Source organism: Colwellia sp. E150_009, assembly GCF_053543955.1.
On sequence record NZ_JBHFOM010000007.1, the window covers coordinates 75,182 to 90,434 of the forward strand.

The 15,253-nt window shown below is 35.6% G+C and carries 8 protein-coding genes; 1 reads left to right on the plus strand and 7 read right to left on the minus strand.

Going from position 1 to position 15,253, the window contains the following annotated elements:
- Positions 1-370 precede the first annotated feature (370 nt).
- Positions 371-1,609 carry a tyrosine-type recombinase/integrase gene (locus ACE1OF_RS05235; RefSeq protein ID WP_448893190.1) on the plus strand — a complete coding sequence of 413 codons (1,239 nt, stop codon included), beginning with the start codon at positions 371-373 and terminating at the stop codon, positions 1,607-1,609.
- Between the two features lie 441 nt (positions 1,610-2,050).
- On the opposite strand, the gene ACE1OF_RS05240 is transcribed toward ACE1OF_RS05235, so the two are convergent.
- The 7 genes from ACE1OF_RS05240 to ACE1OF_RS05270 form a co-directional block, all read right to left on the minus strand.
- A complete protein-coding gene (locus tag ACE1OF_RS05240) occupies positions 2,051-2,800 on the minus strand; it encodes a hypothetical protein (RefSeq protein ID WP_448893191.1) in 750 nt (249 codons plus the stop codon).
- 3 nt (positions 2,801-2,803) lie between these two features.
- The gene (locus tag ACE1OF_RS05245) at positions 2,804-5,347 is read right to left on the minus strand and encodes an N-6 DNA methylase (protein WP_448893192.1); all 2,544 of its coding nucleotides are present in this window, start codon (positions 5,345-5,347) and stop codon (positions 2,804-2,806) included.
- Between the two features lie 119 nt (positions 5,348-5,466).
- Positions 5,467-8,481 carry a type I restriction endonuclease subunit R gene (locus ACE1OF_RS05250; protein WP_448893193.1) on the minus strand — a complete coding sequence of 1,005 codons (3,015 nt, stop codon included), beginning with the start codon at positions 8,479-8,481 and terminating at the stop codon, positions 5,467-5,469.
- 2 nt (positions 8,482-8,483) lie between these two features.
- Positions 8,484-10,538, minus strand: coding sequence for a DUF262 domain-containing protein (locus tag ACE1OF_RS05255; RefSeq protein WP_448893194.1), 2,055 nt, complete (start codon positions 10,536-10,538; stop codon positions 8,484-8,486).
- The gene (locus ACE1OF_RS05260; RefSeq protein ID WP_448893195.1) at positions 10,531-12,111 is read right to left on the minus strand and encodes a DUF262 domain-containing protein; all 1,581 of its coding nucleotides are present in this window, start codon (positions 12,109-12,111) and stop codon (positions 10,531-10,533) included. The genes ACE1OF_RS05255 and ACE1OF_RS05260 overlap by 8 nt, the downstream gene beginning before the upstream one ends.
- Positions 12,112-12,123: 12 nt before the next feature.
- Positions 12,124-13,926, minus strand: coding sequence for an anti-phage dCTP deaminase (locus ACE1OF_RS05265; protein WP_448893196.1), 1,803 nt, complete (start codon positions 13,924-13,926; stop codon positions 12,124-12,126).
- Between the two features lie 3 nt (positions 13,927-13,929).
- Positions 13,930-15,252 (minus strand): restriction endonuclease subunit S, encoded by a 1,323-nt coding sequence (locus ACE1OF_RS05270; protein WP_448893197.1) that lies wholly within the window; start codon positions 15,250-15,252, stop codon positions 13,930-13,932.
- Between the last annotated feature and the right edge of the window lies 1 nt (position 15,253).

The window sequence follows — 15,253 nt, forward strand, 5'->3', positions numbered from 1 at the left end:
CATTATGACTTAAACATTTGAATTTTCTTTACTAACACTTCACTAAAATAGGTGATAGGCATACACTTGTTAAGTAGTATTGTGCTTTACATTTTTAGCTGAATCAAGCGAGATACTGCGTTTAATAGACGCTTATTTGTTTTATATCATTAGAAATTGAAGTAGGGCATTAACATAATAAAAATTGGTTAATTATATGAATGTTTAATGTGCAATTGTATAAGAAAAAATGTAACAACTACAATACAACTATATAGAATATAAACAATATTAAACTAGTCCAATACTGTCTAGTATTGGACTTAATAACTTAAGCAGTTTAGTATACAACTTAAGTTACTTAACTATTATAATTCAATCGTATAGGAATATGACTAAACCATCTTTTTTTCCTTTATATCCAACTTATGCAGAGTTAATTGAGTTTGAATTTTGCGATTATCCTGAACTTGAAGATAATTTAAGAAAAAACACCCAATGGCATTTGTCGCACTGGCAATGGGGTAAATCGTTTCTTGAATACACTGGTCGCAATAAATCAATTCATACTTATGATCGATTTAGAAATGAAATTGAAAAATTCTTACTTTGGTCTTTTTTAGTTAAAAAATCACCAATAGATGAATTACGCAAAACTGACATTTTAGACTACGCCGACTTTTGTTGGAAACCACCAGTAACTTGGATTGGTACTAGCAACCAAGAACGCTTTAAGTTGAAAAACAGCTTTTTTTCAATAAATGAAGAGTGGCGTCCATTCAAAATGCAAGCGGCTAAAAGTCAAACCTCAAAAGAGGTAGATAGAAAAAAATATCGACCATCACAACAAACCTTAACATCAACTTTTACTGCTATTATCGTGTTTTATAACTACCTGATGGGCGAAGAGTTGTGTTACGGAAACCCTGCGCAAATAGCAAAAAAAGATTGCAGACATTTTATAAGTGATGCGCAAGTAAAAGAAGTAAAACGGTTATCTGGCTCTCAATGGCAATATATTTTAGACACCGCAATTGATTTGGCAAACGAGGATCCACTTTATGAACGAAATTTATTTGTTATTGCCTCATTAAAAACCTTATTTTTAAGAATATCTGAACTGTCTGAGCGTGATAATTGGTCTCCAGTAATGGGACATTTTTGGCAAGATGAAGACGATAACTGGTGGCTTAAAATTTTTGGCAAAGGTAGAAAACTTCGAGACACCACAGTGCCTTCTGATTTTATTCCATTTCTAAAGCGATATCGTTTATCTAGAGACTTATCGGCATTACCAACAAGTGGTGACAACAATGTGTTGGTTGAAAAAATTCGTGGCCAAGGCGGTATGACATCAAGACACCTTAGGCGTTTGGTTCAAGATGTTTTTGACCATGCATATACACGAATGAGACGTTTGGAAGGTGAAAACAAATCGATAAAACTCAAAGAAGCCACCACTCATTGGCTTAGACACACAGGTGCCAGTATGGAAATTGAGCGCGGTCGAGCCTTAAAAGATCTATCTGAAGATTTAGGTCATGCAAGTATGGCAACAACAGACACAATTTATGTTCAGTCGGAGAATAAATTACGTGCAGAAAGCGGTAAAAAACGAAAAGTAGATTGATACCGAATTGTGGTTAGTAGATTGCTCACCAACGGCAAGAGTATCTAGTTTAGGCGCTTATGGCATATCCGTTTATAGACTTTAAACATAAGTACTTTGCTATAATTACAAACATTACAAACGTAGAAAACTTCTATATTCGGGGATAATTAGTTCCTACTCACTAAGTCCAATACTAAAAGGTATCGGACTTAGTGGGCTGTACAGATTCTAGTGTGGTTATCCCTGCATTTGTTTGTTAATCCAAATTAAGAACTAGATCGGATCCAGTCTTTACTGGGAAATTATCTTATTGAATTGATTAGTCTATTTAGTGTTTTAGCTTACTGACATTTTACCGTTTGCAAGTTAACTACTAGATCCTATTTTACGTAACGCTACGTGTATGAAATTTATTTTTGTATATATTTACTCGCAGTTTTTACGTAGCGTTACTTGAGATTATGAATACTTTGAAACGATCAAAGAATAAAAAGGATGCTGATGAACACCTTGATCATCTAGGGCTAACCACTCCTTAATTAAAGTTTCTATATCACTTGGATCAAATTCGAAAGCTTTATTAAATTCTGATTCCAAAATAGAACTGAACTTTTCTCGTATGCCTCTAAGACGTTTGCTATCTAAATTCAGTTCCTGGGTATGTTTACCTGCTAGCTCAACATCAATTCCTAAAGCTTCGCATGCTTGTTCGTCAACTGATATAGAACCATCTGAACCATTAAATTTAAATATAGAACGGTCATTAGATAATAGCTCTGGAGAAATAAAATTATTTTCTACGGGCTTATCTTTTTTACGTTGACCACAGGTTAATGCAGATTTGTTTTTTTTATTAGCACCAGTTCTTTCTAAATGATCAACCTCTGATGTAAAATCACTTTTTCTCGCTGTACCACCTAAACAGCCTGGAAAAAGGTTCAGCCATTCAATTGCTCTGTTAGGAACACCATCACCAAATTCTGAGTTGTCATTACCTAATTTAGGATGAAAATGTTCAATTTGGTAGTCTAGTTTTGGTATCAGTTTATGTTCACAATAAATACATAAGCCACCTGTTTTTATAAAAGCGGCCCGTTTAACTGAGTTATTAACATCACTATTAGCTTTCAACTCGTTCCAAGTTGCTAAAGGGGTTTCAGAGGTGAAATCAATGAGCTCCCTAGGTTCATCTACATTATATAAAGGCATATTTTACTGCTTATTTCTTGATTTCATCCATTTAACTCGCTTAATCGCAAGATCTGCTTCATCGAGTTTTGGCTCAGTAGAATCTGTTAGTTCATTGAGCCGTTTCCTTAATTCTAGGGCATCTTCGCCCTCGCCTTTACCATCTTCAATTAAGGCAAAGTATCTAGCTAATAACTCAGAAACTATAGTTTTTGGTCTAGCTTCAACACCTAACACTTGTAAGAGAACTCTGTTACTTTCACCACCAAAAGGAGAAGATACAAGTTCAGCCTGTTCAAATGCGCTTGAAACAACACGAATTGCTTCACCTTTTACAGTTGTTAATATTTGTGGACTGTGTGTTGTGACAATGAACTGTATATTTTTAAATAAGTTAGTTAAATCGGAGAGTACTTTTTGTTGCCACCTTGGATGAAGATGTAGTTCAATTTCATCTATCAAAACTATACCGCTAACATTTAATGGATCGTTACTCTTTGGGTTTAGTAAATAGGCTCGTCTTACGAGATCAATTGTTAAGGCAACCATGTTTCTATAACCTTCACTTAATTGCTCTAAACTCAGTGATATGGTTTGATTTTCTTCGTTTTTCCAAGATACAACAACATCATTTGTATCCTTGTCAAAGGTTACATTATCAGTTCTTTCTACAATAGACTTAACAGTATTTTGTATCAGGTTTTTAGCTGGGTGAACAAATTGGTGATTCTGCTTCTCATCTCGAAGCTTGAGTTCATCAACTTCTATTTTTGAGAACCAATTTTTTATAACGTTATAGTTGATTTTTGCATCCAATGCAGAATCATAACCATCACCACGAGCTTCTTTTTCAAAGGGATTAATCAGCACTTTACCTGTATTAGCTGATAATGTTCTATTAGTGCCATAATATGCAATCAGTGGATACTCTTCATCAAGATCTACAATTTGTTTTGCAAAATCAGATAAAGCTGCTGTACCTACTTTTGCTATATTAGTTTTATTAGCACCTTTTGTGGCTAAATCCCAACTTAAGCTAGATACGGTATCAATTGAAATTCTTGCTAAATCAGCAATACCTTTAGAATCAATATGGATATCAGAATTTCGGATTAACTTGCCTTTGGCGTCAGGCATAGCTGTTAAAAAAGGGCCTAAACCACAAGCTATAGCTTCAAGTATACTTGTCTTACCAGCTCCATTCTCACCAACTAACACTGTCAATTTGTTATTAATTGAAAGCTTAAATTTCTTATATCCCCGAAAGTTATTAAGAGTTAGGTTATTAATTTTTATTGTTTTACTTACATATAAAGTTGGGTCTAAATTAAACTCTTTAGCTTGAATTTCTTCTAAGCTAGCAGAGTAACTAAACCGTCCATTTTCGTTACAAGAGTCTACAATACCTTTAATGTTCTCATTAGAAAGAATATTTCTTCCACGCTTTGGTACATAAAATAGCGAAGCATCAACAAATTTAACCGGAAGGTTTTCAATATAATGTTTCTCCTCTGCATTCATAATGACCAGAACAGTTGAAACCGTAGTAGAATAATGAATTCCCTTGGGTAATAAAATAACTGTTTCAATTATGTTTTTCTTTACTAGAGATTCCCTTAAATATGATTCTGATCCACCTCTTGTGAAAGCAGCTAGTGTCATACCACAAATTAACTTACCACCGGGTTTTAATGAAGAGAGCATAGAAAGAGACGTAAACCAGTCGCTTCTGCTATTTGGAAGCACATCAGCAAGGTAAAGAAATGGGTGAGAGTCTTTATGAATAATGTCACTTCTTATTTCTTTAGGGATTTTTAATCCAAAAGGTGGAAAAGAAGCTATCAAATCATATTTGTTATTAGAATACTCAGGTTTAGATAATGAATCACCTAGATAATCAGTGCCTCTTATTCCTTTTATTATTCGGGTTATTTGTACTTGAAAGTGAGCATCTTGATTCATTTCTTGTGTATCAATACAGATTTCACTTTGATAACTTGGGGGTAAATTTTCAAAAAATGAAAAAACTGTACCACCACTACCTGCAAAAGGATCACATATAGAAGTAGGCGTATAATTAATCGCTAATTGCGCCACTAATGTATTAATATCGTTAGGTGTGTAGAATTCACTTCCTGATTTAGTTTCATTTTCTGAAAATAGATTATTTAAGACTGTTAGTGTTAAATCTATGACAGCATGGCTATTATCATTAAAGCCACCATTAACTGCCCATCTAACGTTTTCCTCTTCAATATTATCATTATTTAGCAATACCCTTTCGATGTGTTCGCTAAATTGTCTAGCCTGTAGTTCATTGAATAAGTCGAGTTCCACACAAGCGCTAGTTAACATAGAAATATAATTAGCAATTTCAGAAAAGCTATAAAATCTGGGCGCATTAAAATGTTGCCCAGTTTTAGCTTGCATATATCTTATGAACAATAATGAGTATGCTAAAGATCTAAATTCAGAAATCGGAGATGCTCCTCTTATGTAATCAAGAAGCTTCCATATTTCTTTAGCCTGAACTCTAGCTATTTCAAAATCTTTTTCTGAATACTGCATTAATAATATTCCTTAATTCAACCATGTGTGCTGTCGTTCAACACTTGGTTTTTTGGTAATTTATGTTTAAGTGATATTTTTATAGCCTGTAAAATACCAAAAATTAATAACAAACTTTTTTATAAACCAACACTTCTTTGCATACTCTGTGTCCAAGATGCTTTAAATGCACTATCTCCAGCGAATAACTTATACAGCTCTAGCTCATCTTTACGCCTTGCTAACATGACTTCTTTAAGCATTTTTTCAAACGCTAATTCTCGGTTATGTGGATCAGGGTTGTTTTGGTATTTCGCTTCAAAATCAGGGTGACTTTTCACACTTTCAGCAATGTTTATAAATTTAACTTTTTGCTCTTCAGGTGTCGCACTCCAACCTTGAAACCATCTTTCGTTAAAGTTTTTAATGATCTCGTCTAGTGGATCTTTGTCATCATCACCACCGTGAGCACCGCGAGGATTTGGGTTTTGAGGATCTAATTCTGTTTCTTCAGCATCTAAAGTTATACTGTGATTAAGTTTCGTACGCTGAAGTCCATATGAACTTAAGTCTACAGAATCTAGCAAAGCATCGAGTTTATCTGAATCAGGATCTTTGACTTTTAATTTTGGAATTAAGAATTTAAGGAACCAAAATAGTCTCTCCCAACCGACAATTTCAAATGGCATTATTGATGCCATTTGCCCATATATTTTCACAAACTGCTTAGCTTTTACTTTAAAGTCGATTTTATCATCATCTTCAAGATCTAGTTCTTCATTAAAGCGTTCAGCGGCAGTATCAATAATTGGGCTTAATGTTTGTGCATCCTCACCATTAAAATAGCGGTCAAAAAACTCTTTGACTTCGTACGACTCATAAACACCAACATCATCCATTGCATCTTTTAGCTCGTGTAACACATTGACATCAGTTGCTTGAGAAAGTGTTGTAGAAGTATAGAAATCATCGAAAGCTCTTTGAATATCATCAACGGTATTGAAGAAATCGAGTACAAATAAATCCTCTGTCTTTTTACCAAGCTTTGGCGCAGAGCGATTTAATCGAGATAGAGTTTGCACACAAAGTACACTTGCTAACTTCTTATCTACATACATTGAACATAGTTTAGGTTGATCAAAACCAGTAAGATATTTGTTAGCAACAACTAATAACCGGTATTCATCAGTATCAAACTTTTCTTTAGTTTTGCTTTCGGCAAAACCGTTCATATCAGCTTCAGTATACTCAATGCCGTCTACTTCTTTTGTACCCGAAAATGCTATCGCAATTTTGAAAGGATTGCCTTGCTCCTCTAGAACTCGCCTCATAGCTTTGTAATATCGAATAGCTGTAACAATATTCTGAGTTACAACCATGCCTTTGCCTTTACCACGTAGCTTTTTGGTGTTTACTACCTGTGGAATAAAATGCTCAAGCATAATTTCAGCTTTGGTGTCTATGGTCTGCTGGCTGCTTTCTACATAAGCTCGCAATCGTTTTTGTGCTTTTTTGGTATCAAACTCAGGGTTATCTTGTATCGACTTCTCAATCTCATAATAACTTTTGTAGGTTGTATAGTTAGCAATAACATCGAGAATAAAACCTTCTTCTATTGCCTGCTTCATTGAATATAAATGGAATGGCTTAAAACTACCGTCTTCTTGTTTTTGGCCAAACTTTTCCAATGTAGAGTTTTTAGGTGTTGCTGTAAAAGCAAAATAAGATGCATTAGGGTTCATCTTTCTAGCTTTTATACTGCGAAGCGCTTTATCAACAACTTCATCGTCGACAAAACCCATAGCAGCGTTCATCTTTCCTGATGTATCTCCATCTTGGGAGCTGTGAGCCTCATCAATAACCACTGCAAATCGTTTATCACTTAAATTTGCAAGTCCATCAATAATAAATGGGAATTTTTGAATAGTAGTAATGATAATTTTCTTGCCATTTTCTAAGGCAGATTTAAGCTCAGATGATTTAAATGCAGGGGCAACAATGTTCTTAACTTCTGAGAATTCTTTAATGTTATCTCTAAGTTGTTTATCAAGTAATCGTCTATCAGTAACCACGATTACTGAGTCAAATAACGGTTGTTCAACACCTTTACTACCTTGAATATCAGCAGTAGCAGGATACGTTTCTATTAACTGATAGGCAGCCCAAGTAATTGAGTTCGACTTACCTGAACCGGCAGAGTGCTGAATTAAATAAGTGTGACCAACACCGTTAGTTGAAGCATGGTCAATTAAGCGACGAACAACATCCATTTGGTGGTAACGAGGAAAGAACAAGGTACGTTTCTTCAAGTCATCTTTGCTACTACCATCTAAACGAACAAAGTGCTGGATGATGTTAGCAAGACTCGCTTTAGAAAAGACCTCTTCCCATAAGTAACTAGTCTTGTGGCCATACATGTTAGGTGGGTTGCCCTGACCATGATTATTACCTTTGTTAAACGGTAAAAAGAAGGTACTTTTACCTGCCAACTTGGTAGTCATATATACTTCGTCAGTATCAACCGCCATATGCACTAAACAACGACCAAACTGCAATAACGACTGCGAGGTATCTCTATCATTACGATACTGCTTTTGCCCATGGTAACGCGCATTTTGACCGGTCCAAGCATTTTTCAGCTCTAGTGTTATCAACGGAATACCATTGATAAAAAGTACCATATCAATTTCTTGTAACGGGTTAGTTTTTGAATACCTTAATTGACGAGTTGAGCTGAATATATTGGCATTAAAGTTTTGTTTAACAGAATCACTACTGCTAGCTAATGGTGCTGGATACATCAGGTTTAAGTGCGCATCTTCAACACTTAAGCCTTTTTTTAGCAAATGCAAAATGCCATGTTTTTTGATCAGTCTATCAAAACGCTCAAGTACTTTACGCTCCCAGTCATTGGGGCTATTTTTCTTCAGTTTTTCTAGCTCTTGCTCTTGTGTGTTTTGTAGAAACTGCCAAAAGTAGTTGGTATCTATAGCGTAATGCATATCAAAGTCAACAGGATAGCCAAGCTTATACAGAGCATTGTTATAGGCAGGTACAGCTTCCTTAACACCGGCTTTTAAATCTTCTAAACACGTACCTGTTAAGTGCTTTTCAATTGCGGCTTCTAAAGCTTGTTCATTTGTTTGGCTAACCATAATTATTCCTTGTTACCGTAATGCATTGCTAATGTACTCAACATTTCTTTCTGATGTTGTTTTATTTGATCTTCTTGCCAATCGTTTTGTTCTTTTAATAATTTGAACATGCCTTTTAATTTTAAAGAGTCATATTGTGGCTTAGCTTCAAAATCAACCAACTTCTTCTTAACCGCTTGATTGCTGTATGACGAGTTTTCACCTGGACTTAATAAAACTAAATTACCAAATGCATCTAAGAAGTCTCGTTCCAACATATTTTGATGCTCTTCATGCTGAGGATATACGTGCTCAACAGAGTTCTTAGCCGTTATACGGTATTTTTTAAACTGTTCTAGCTGCCTATCTGGCTCTTGTTTCCATAATATATATTCTAGTTTTTGAAACCAATAATGTTCAAAACTAGTACCTCTCGCTTGGGCAAAATAATCAACGTTTGCTTGCCAAGAATTTACTTCAGGTTGCTGTTGTTTTGCTTGTTTGAAGCTAGCTGTTTTTTGAGTTTCCGACTCACCAGCCAATGATAAATCGTTATCAATTTTCTCAAGCAAGGCTATAGCTTGTGAATCTTCAGTTATATTATCTTTCATCAAGCCTGCGATGAAAGGCGTGATCCAATACTGAGCACTGCGTTCACCAGTAAAGTTACGCACACTTTGCAGCATCACTAATTCGTTTAACTCTTTTTGAGTACGGTTAATGTACTGTTTTCCACTTGATTCGCTTCTTGTCAGATAAGTTAAGCGCAACTGTTCATCATCACTATCATCACGCTCAACCCACTTAACTACCCAACGGTCAAACTGATAACGCACTTGCCACAACGTTTTTATAAATTCTTTAACTTCTTCTTCACTTGCTTTAGTAAGCGGCTCAAAAGTTTCCAGTAACTTATCGGCGTGTACACGAGGTAGAACATCGTCTGAACCATCTTTTAACTCAACAGCTCGGTGTGCTAAGTAAATTCGATAAGCGTGGATAAGTAATAACGGAAAACTAATAATTGGGCGACAATAAACGGTTTCGGTTTCTAAATCGTAGGTGCCAGAATCCTGCTCGTTGCCATTATCCGAGTTTGTACTAGCATCAATGTTTTTATCTGTGTCCGCTGCACTTGCTTTCAATTGCTCAGCTAGTTGCATAATGGTCAAGCCTACTTTTTGCGCAGTGCTGCCAGCGTTTTTCACAAATAACGCTTCATCAAAACAAGCTAAATGTTCTGATTTAATATCATTCCACGGTGCGTGTGGGAAAACTTTACGTACATTACGTTCAAAGTAATTTTCCATGTGTTCACACGCTAACCACATAGCATCAAATAAAGGCTTATTAGTAGAAACCTGTTTAAGTAGTTTTGACTTTAATATATCGGTCTGTTCAAGCTGTATACCAGCAGTATTCATGGTGGCAAATAAACGATTTAAATCCATTTGCTGAGGGACAATATTATTCACCCATTGCACATTATTAAAAATGTAATCTCCTAATAAAATACGATCTTCGTGTTTGAGGGCTTTAACTTGTTGTTCTAATACCTGTAATGCTGCATATATGCGTTTTAAATATGGGTTTTCACCAATGGCTTCTAGCCCTGGAAATACATAATCATCTAAGCCAGCTAAACTACCTAATAAGTGTTGAACTTGATCACGAATAGTAAATTGCAGTCTCGGTTGCTTTTTAAAAGCCGCAATACCGGCAATAGCTGAATCAACTTTTGCCATTTTAAAGGCAAGCGCAATAAGTATTAACGTAGTGGTGCGTTGCTGCCCATCAATTAGCTCATAAATACCATTACCATCTTCATCTTGCTCTATTGAAGTAAGCACCGTACCAATAAAGTAATTAGGCTCTTTTGCAACACGAGCATCATTTATATCTTTAAATAGCTTTAATACAGCTTCATCTGGCCAAACATAGGGACGTTGATAACTTGGAATACTAAATTGATATGCATTGCTTTGAATGTAATTTAACGTGAGCACTTGTGTTTCAACATGATGTTGTGTCACCTGACATCCTTTTGCATTAGCTTCATCTGTAAATACATTACCCATGTTGCTCTCCATTATTTTTGCGCTTGCTCATCTGATTCGTAGCCACTGTTTCAGTGCCTAAAGGAAGAATATAAGCATCCAACTCTGCGGTATAAGTGTTAGCAAGTGCTTGGGCTGACCTGCCTTCAATTACCTCTATTTCAAAATGCTTTAATACGTTAAATATAAAGCGCTTTTTAACGCTATTTTTATCAACGGCTAAATTGGCAGGGTCTGTTTTAAAGCTAAAACGATCTAAATAGTCGAAACACATGTTTGGTGTATAACTGGCTGCAATCCAGTCAAGTACAGGGTTATCACGGACAAACGCTGATATAGAGTTTTCTCTCACCGCTTTTTGGTTGCTTACTCTTGGGGAGTAGATAACCCGAAACAGTTTCTTAGCGGCTATGTCTAATTGCTGTTCACCAAATTGGCTAATGTAAATAAGCAATGCAGTATCGTATAACCCTTTTACATAGCTACAACCGTCAAGTTGACAGATCAGGTTTTGATAAAAATGGAAGAAGCGTGCAAGGCTGTTTCCTGCTTGAGCGGGAGTTTGTGCAGTTAGCTGCTTATTTTTGACCTTGTTGTTTTTAAATGGCTCGGTTAAGTAATTGCTTCTTAATTGTTCAAAATAGCTTAAATAATGAATAGTATTAACACCGCTATTTAATGGCTGCCTTAATTCATAACCTTGTTGCGCTTGTTTATCTATTTGACCACCATCTGGTAGGTAAGCTCGCTCAAAGCGACCAAACGCAATATCATCACCTTTACCCGTACTTTCGCCAAGTTCATTTACTACTGCGCTTCTCACTAAATGTGGTTGACGATGAGAAGGTACATTACGGTTATACAGCTTTTGCCAGTAGCGCCCTTTCACTAGTGAACCAACAACAGAGTTTAAATCGCCCAATGCTTCCCATTTAGCGGCAAACTCATTTTGGTTTTGGCGTGCAATGGCTCTAAGGTGATGCGCTTTAATAATATCGGGGCCACTTAGCCTTACTCCACCTGTATTTTGGGTTTCAAAAAAACGATAGGCATCATCTTCTGAGCGTGTAACAACTAGTGTTAAATTAATTTTATTAGCATCAAATGTGACTATTTGGCTAGCATTGCTTTGTAGCCACTCCTGTAACCAAGTCAGGTTTTTGATGATTTGTTGTTGCGATTCAGGTGAGTCGTAGCTAAGCGTTAATTCAAAAGGGCTAAGTTCAAATGCATCTTGTTCGTTAGGTTGATTAGCTGCATTCGCCGTATGAGATAAATATTGCACATAGGCAATTAACGCTAATGTTGTTAAGCGTTGCTGACCGTCAATAATATTTAGCTGACCATTTTCAGCTGACTGATGCAAAATAACACTGCCGAGGTAATAACCATAAGCAGAGTCACTTTGCGTTAAATCATTTAAAAAAAGCTGATAATCATTTAACAGTTTTTTTATTTGCACTTCACCCCAGCGATATGGGCGCTGATATTCAGGTATGGCTAACTCGCCATGAATTTCAGTATTACTAGCACTAACAATACTTTCTTTACTGAATAACTGCGTTAAGGTACAACTTGCCACTTCAACCGACATACCAATTCCCTGTTACTTAGCTAAATAACCTAATTCATCTTTATATGGCATAAGAGGTTCATATAGTTGATGATAAGCTTTACCAACTGCGCCTCTAAACTGAATTAATTTTGGTGGATTTTCGCCAATTGAGATTATGTGTTGTATTGCAATTCCTGGGTACGGGTCGATAAATATGATTTCTTTTATACCCAATTGATAAGCTTTTTTAGCACATAGTTCACAGGGGCTTGCTGTGGTAAAGAGTTTGCCTCCCTCTATACCAATACCACCATATTTCGATAACTGTAAAAAGGCATTTTCTTCAGCATGAAGTGAACGTGTATGCACTTGGTTTTTTTCATTATCAATTTTATTTTGAATAGATTTAAAGCAATAAGCTAAGTTTCGCCCTTTGGCACCTAGTTCTTTTATTTTAATTAATTCAGTATTGGCTCGTTCTCTAAACTCTTCGTTATTTCTTTCATATTCACTATATGTTGTATCACTAGAAAAGTTTTCCAGCTCATCAAGTGAACGTAAATTACAAGGGACTTGCCCTTTGGCAACATCATTCCAGCCAACGGCTTTTATTGAATAGTGCTCGTCGGTCACTACAGCCCCTACTTGTCGGGAGATACAGCCAGAATTCATTTTAGCAGTAAATGCTATTTGCATTACTCGTTCAAGTGGTGTGGGTGTAACTAAACCTGGGTGTTTAATTAAACTTAAATACCAGGCTAATTGCGCTTTTAAAACATTATGATTCTTTGGCTCATTTCTTGGGTTAAATAAGTGTATATCAGATATTTCTATACAACGTTTAACATTTGAAATAATTAACTCATCATATTTATCAAAGCCCGATTTTTGTTGAGTTGTTTGCCCACAAGAATCACAAGATTTAGTTTCTTTTGCTTTCTCTTCTGGAAATTTTCCAGACTCTCTTTGATCAATTAGCTTTATTTGGTCAACGGTGAATTTGTACTTATTTTGAAGATATTTTTTTCTATCATGTGTTGGTGCGTTAATAGAAACCAAATTAAAAGCAGCATATCTGTCTTTAAAATACTTCGCCTCATACGGGTTACGAATAGTATCGATGGCTATATAGGTTTTTTTACCTGTTTGTTTATCTTTATATCGATAAAATTTTACTAAACGATTAACCATTCTCGGTAATTCAAATAGACCTTCTGGATCAAACTGCTCTCCTCTATAGTTAGACACTATTTTTCTTGTACGTCTAATAGAATCACCTGCACCTTGATAAATAGGTACATAACTGTTTGCCAGTTCTGTTTTTAAAACGGCTTTTAGCTTTAAAGTAAACTGATTAATAACATCAAACCATTTAGTTAAGTTCAATTCACTTAATTTGTGATCAAGAGAGCTTGTTCCATCTAAAAAGTAAGCGCATTCTTTGGTGAGTTTTTTCAAAGCTTTCTGACTTTTGTCAAATTCAGCTTTTTTAAGTACGTCATCCAGCTTTTGATGTAAGTCTGAATCAATAACCGACTCAATAAACACCTTAAAATCAGCTATATCAAGATTAAGGATCCTAGCACTAATTAGTTCACTAATTTTGATGACAGAAAACGGATCGTTATTTTCAATGGCATACTTTCTAACAATTTCGTAGCGCTTACTATCCATACCTGAAAAATATGGTTGAGTTTTATAATTTACTTCGTTTGATGAAGGGAACTGTAATTGGCCACCGCTAAGTAAATCAGCTGTTGTAGTACAGCCGGAGCCAGTACGTCCTGTTAAGCCTATTAATATAAAATTACTGCGCTCACCCAATAGGTTTGAAATTAAATTTGTATTGTCCATAATTTACGCTACCTTGAATTTTCCTGTTACTGCACTGTTGATCAGTGTGGTTTTGTATTCTTTGAGTTTTTCAATTTGTTGCTGTGTTGACGAGATACCTTCATCATGTTTTTCAGTATGAATATGAAGGTATTCTAGTATTTTTTCTTGTTCTTCAACTGGTGGGATTGGTGCACAAAAACCTTCTATTTGATCTGAGCTTATATGAGGAACACTTATACCTGTAAGCATCGGGCCAAAGTAATCAAGGAATAGATTCGTTGAAAGTAAAAGCTTTATATAAGCAGTTAAAGCATTTTTATTCCCTCGGATTCTGCCCACTCGCTGTAAAAGCAAGCAAGGTAAATCATCTTTTTTTATTTCAGTAACTCTTATTCCTTTTGATACCCAAGGCCTATCCATTGCAATTACTAAATCACCTTCTTCTAGAAAGTACTTTTCTAACCCTTTTACTTTATTTTCAGGCCAATAAACAACTTCATTCCATTTTGTGTAACTAGGCGATACATTAATACCTCTAAGCAACCTAATATCTGTAGATTTTGTTGAATAGAGTTCACTTTTAAACGCATAGCCAGGTAAAATTTCAATATAGTATTTTAACTTTGAAAAATCCCAGTATTCAGGGATTTCGCCAATCCAATCAACGCCAGAATCTTTCATTGGTGCGTCTGGGTTTAAGCCTTGAGTAACTGCTTGCTGGATGATGATTTGCTTGCGCTCTTTTAACAGCTCAATTTGCTTTTCTTTGATAGCAATCGCTTCATCAATTTGTGCTGTTTTATTATCGAGGAAGTTGGCAATGGCTGTTTGTTCCGACATTGGCGGTAATGCAATAGAAACTCTTTTAAGTTGAGGCCAATATAGATTTCTTTGAATCGTCCCAACACCTTTAGAACAAATAAGGTATTGAGAAACCATGTTTCTATCACGAAAAAAATAATTACCAAACCTAAGATTAATTTCTTCTGAAAGCTTCAGGATCAAATATGCTGGACTAACAATGCCTTGATAGTCAGAAACCCCGACAGAGCCTCGCCAAGCTTGCTGATTATTTAAAACAAAATCCCCAATTTCAACCAACTGGTACTTGCTTAAGTCAAGACTGGTAACGTTTGTTCTTTTAGATTCAACATCTTGAAACCTAATAACTCCCTTGTCTAAATATACTGAAAGTAACTCTTCATCGATTCTGTTAGTTATAGATTTAAGAGTTGCTTTGCTACATAAAGGAGATATATCCCAGTGTTCAGGTACAATACCTAACCATTCAACGCCAGAGTCTTTATATGCCTCATACTTAGGCATAGTCGTTAGTTCACCCATA

What these genes read in the sequence shown, in the direction of transcription:
- ACE1OF_RS05235 (WP_448893190.1), top strand. Translation starts at nt 371, where the DNA reads ATGACTAAACCATCTTTTTTTCCTTTATATCCAACTTATGCAGAGTTA.
- ACE1OF_RS05240 (WP_448893191.1), bottom strand. Translation starts at nt 2,800, where the DNA reads ATGCCTTTATATAATGTAGATGAACCTAGGGAGCTCATTGATTTCACC.
- ACE1OF_RS05245 (WP_448893192.1), bottom strand. Translation starts at nt 5,347, where the DNA reads ATGCAGTATTCAGAAAAAGATTTTGAAATAGCTAGAGTTCAGGCTAAA.
- ACE1OF_RS05250 (WP_448893193.1), bottom strand. Translation starts at nt 8,481, where the DNA reads ATGGTTAGCCAAACAAATGAACAAGCTTTAGAAGCCGCAATTGAAAAG.
- ACE1OF_RS05255 (WP_448893194.1), bottom strand. Translation starts at nt 10,538, where the DNA reads ATGGGTAATGTATTTACAGATGAAGCTAATGCAAAAGGATGTCAGGTG.
- ACE1OF_RS05260 (WP_448893195.1), bottom strand. Translation starts at nt 12,111, where the DNA reads ATGTCGGTTGAAGTGGCAAGTTGTACCTTAACGCAGTTATTCAGTAAA.
- ACE1OF_RS05265 (WP_448893196.1), bottom strand. Translation starts at nt 13,926, where the DNA reads ATGGACAATACAAATTTAATTTCAAACCTATTGGGTGAGCGCAGTAAT.
- ACE1OF_RS05270 (WP_448893197.1), bottom strand. Translation starts at nt 15,252, where the DNA reads ATGGGTGAACTAACGACTATGCCTAAGTATGAGGCATATAAAGACTCT.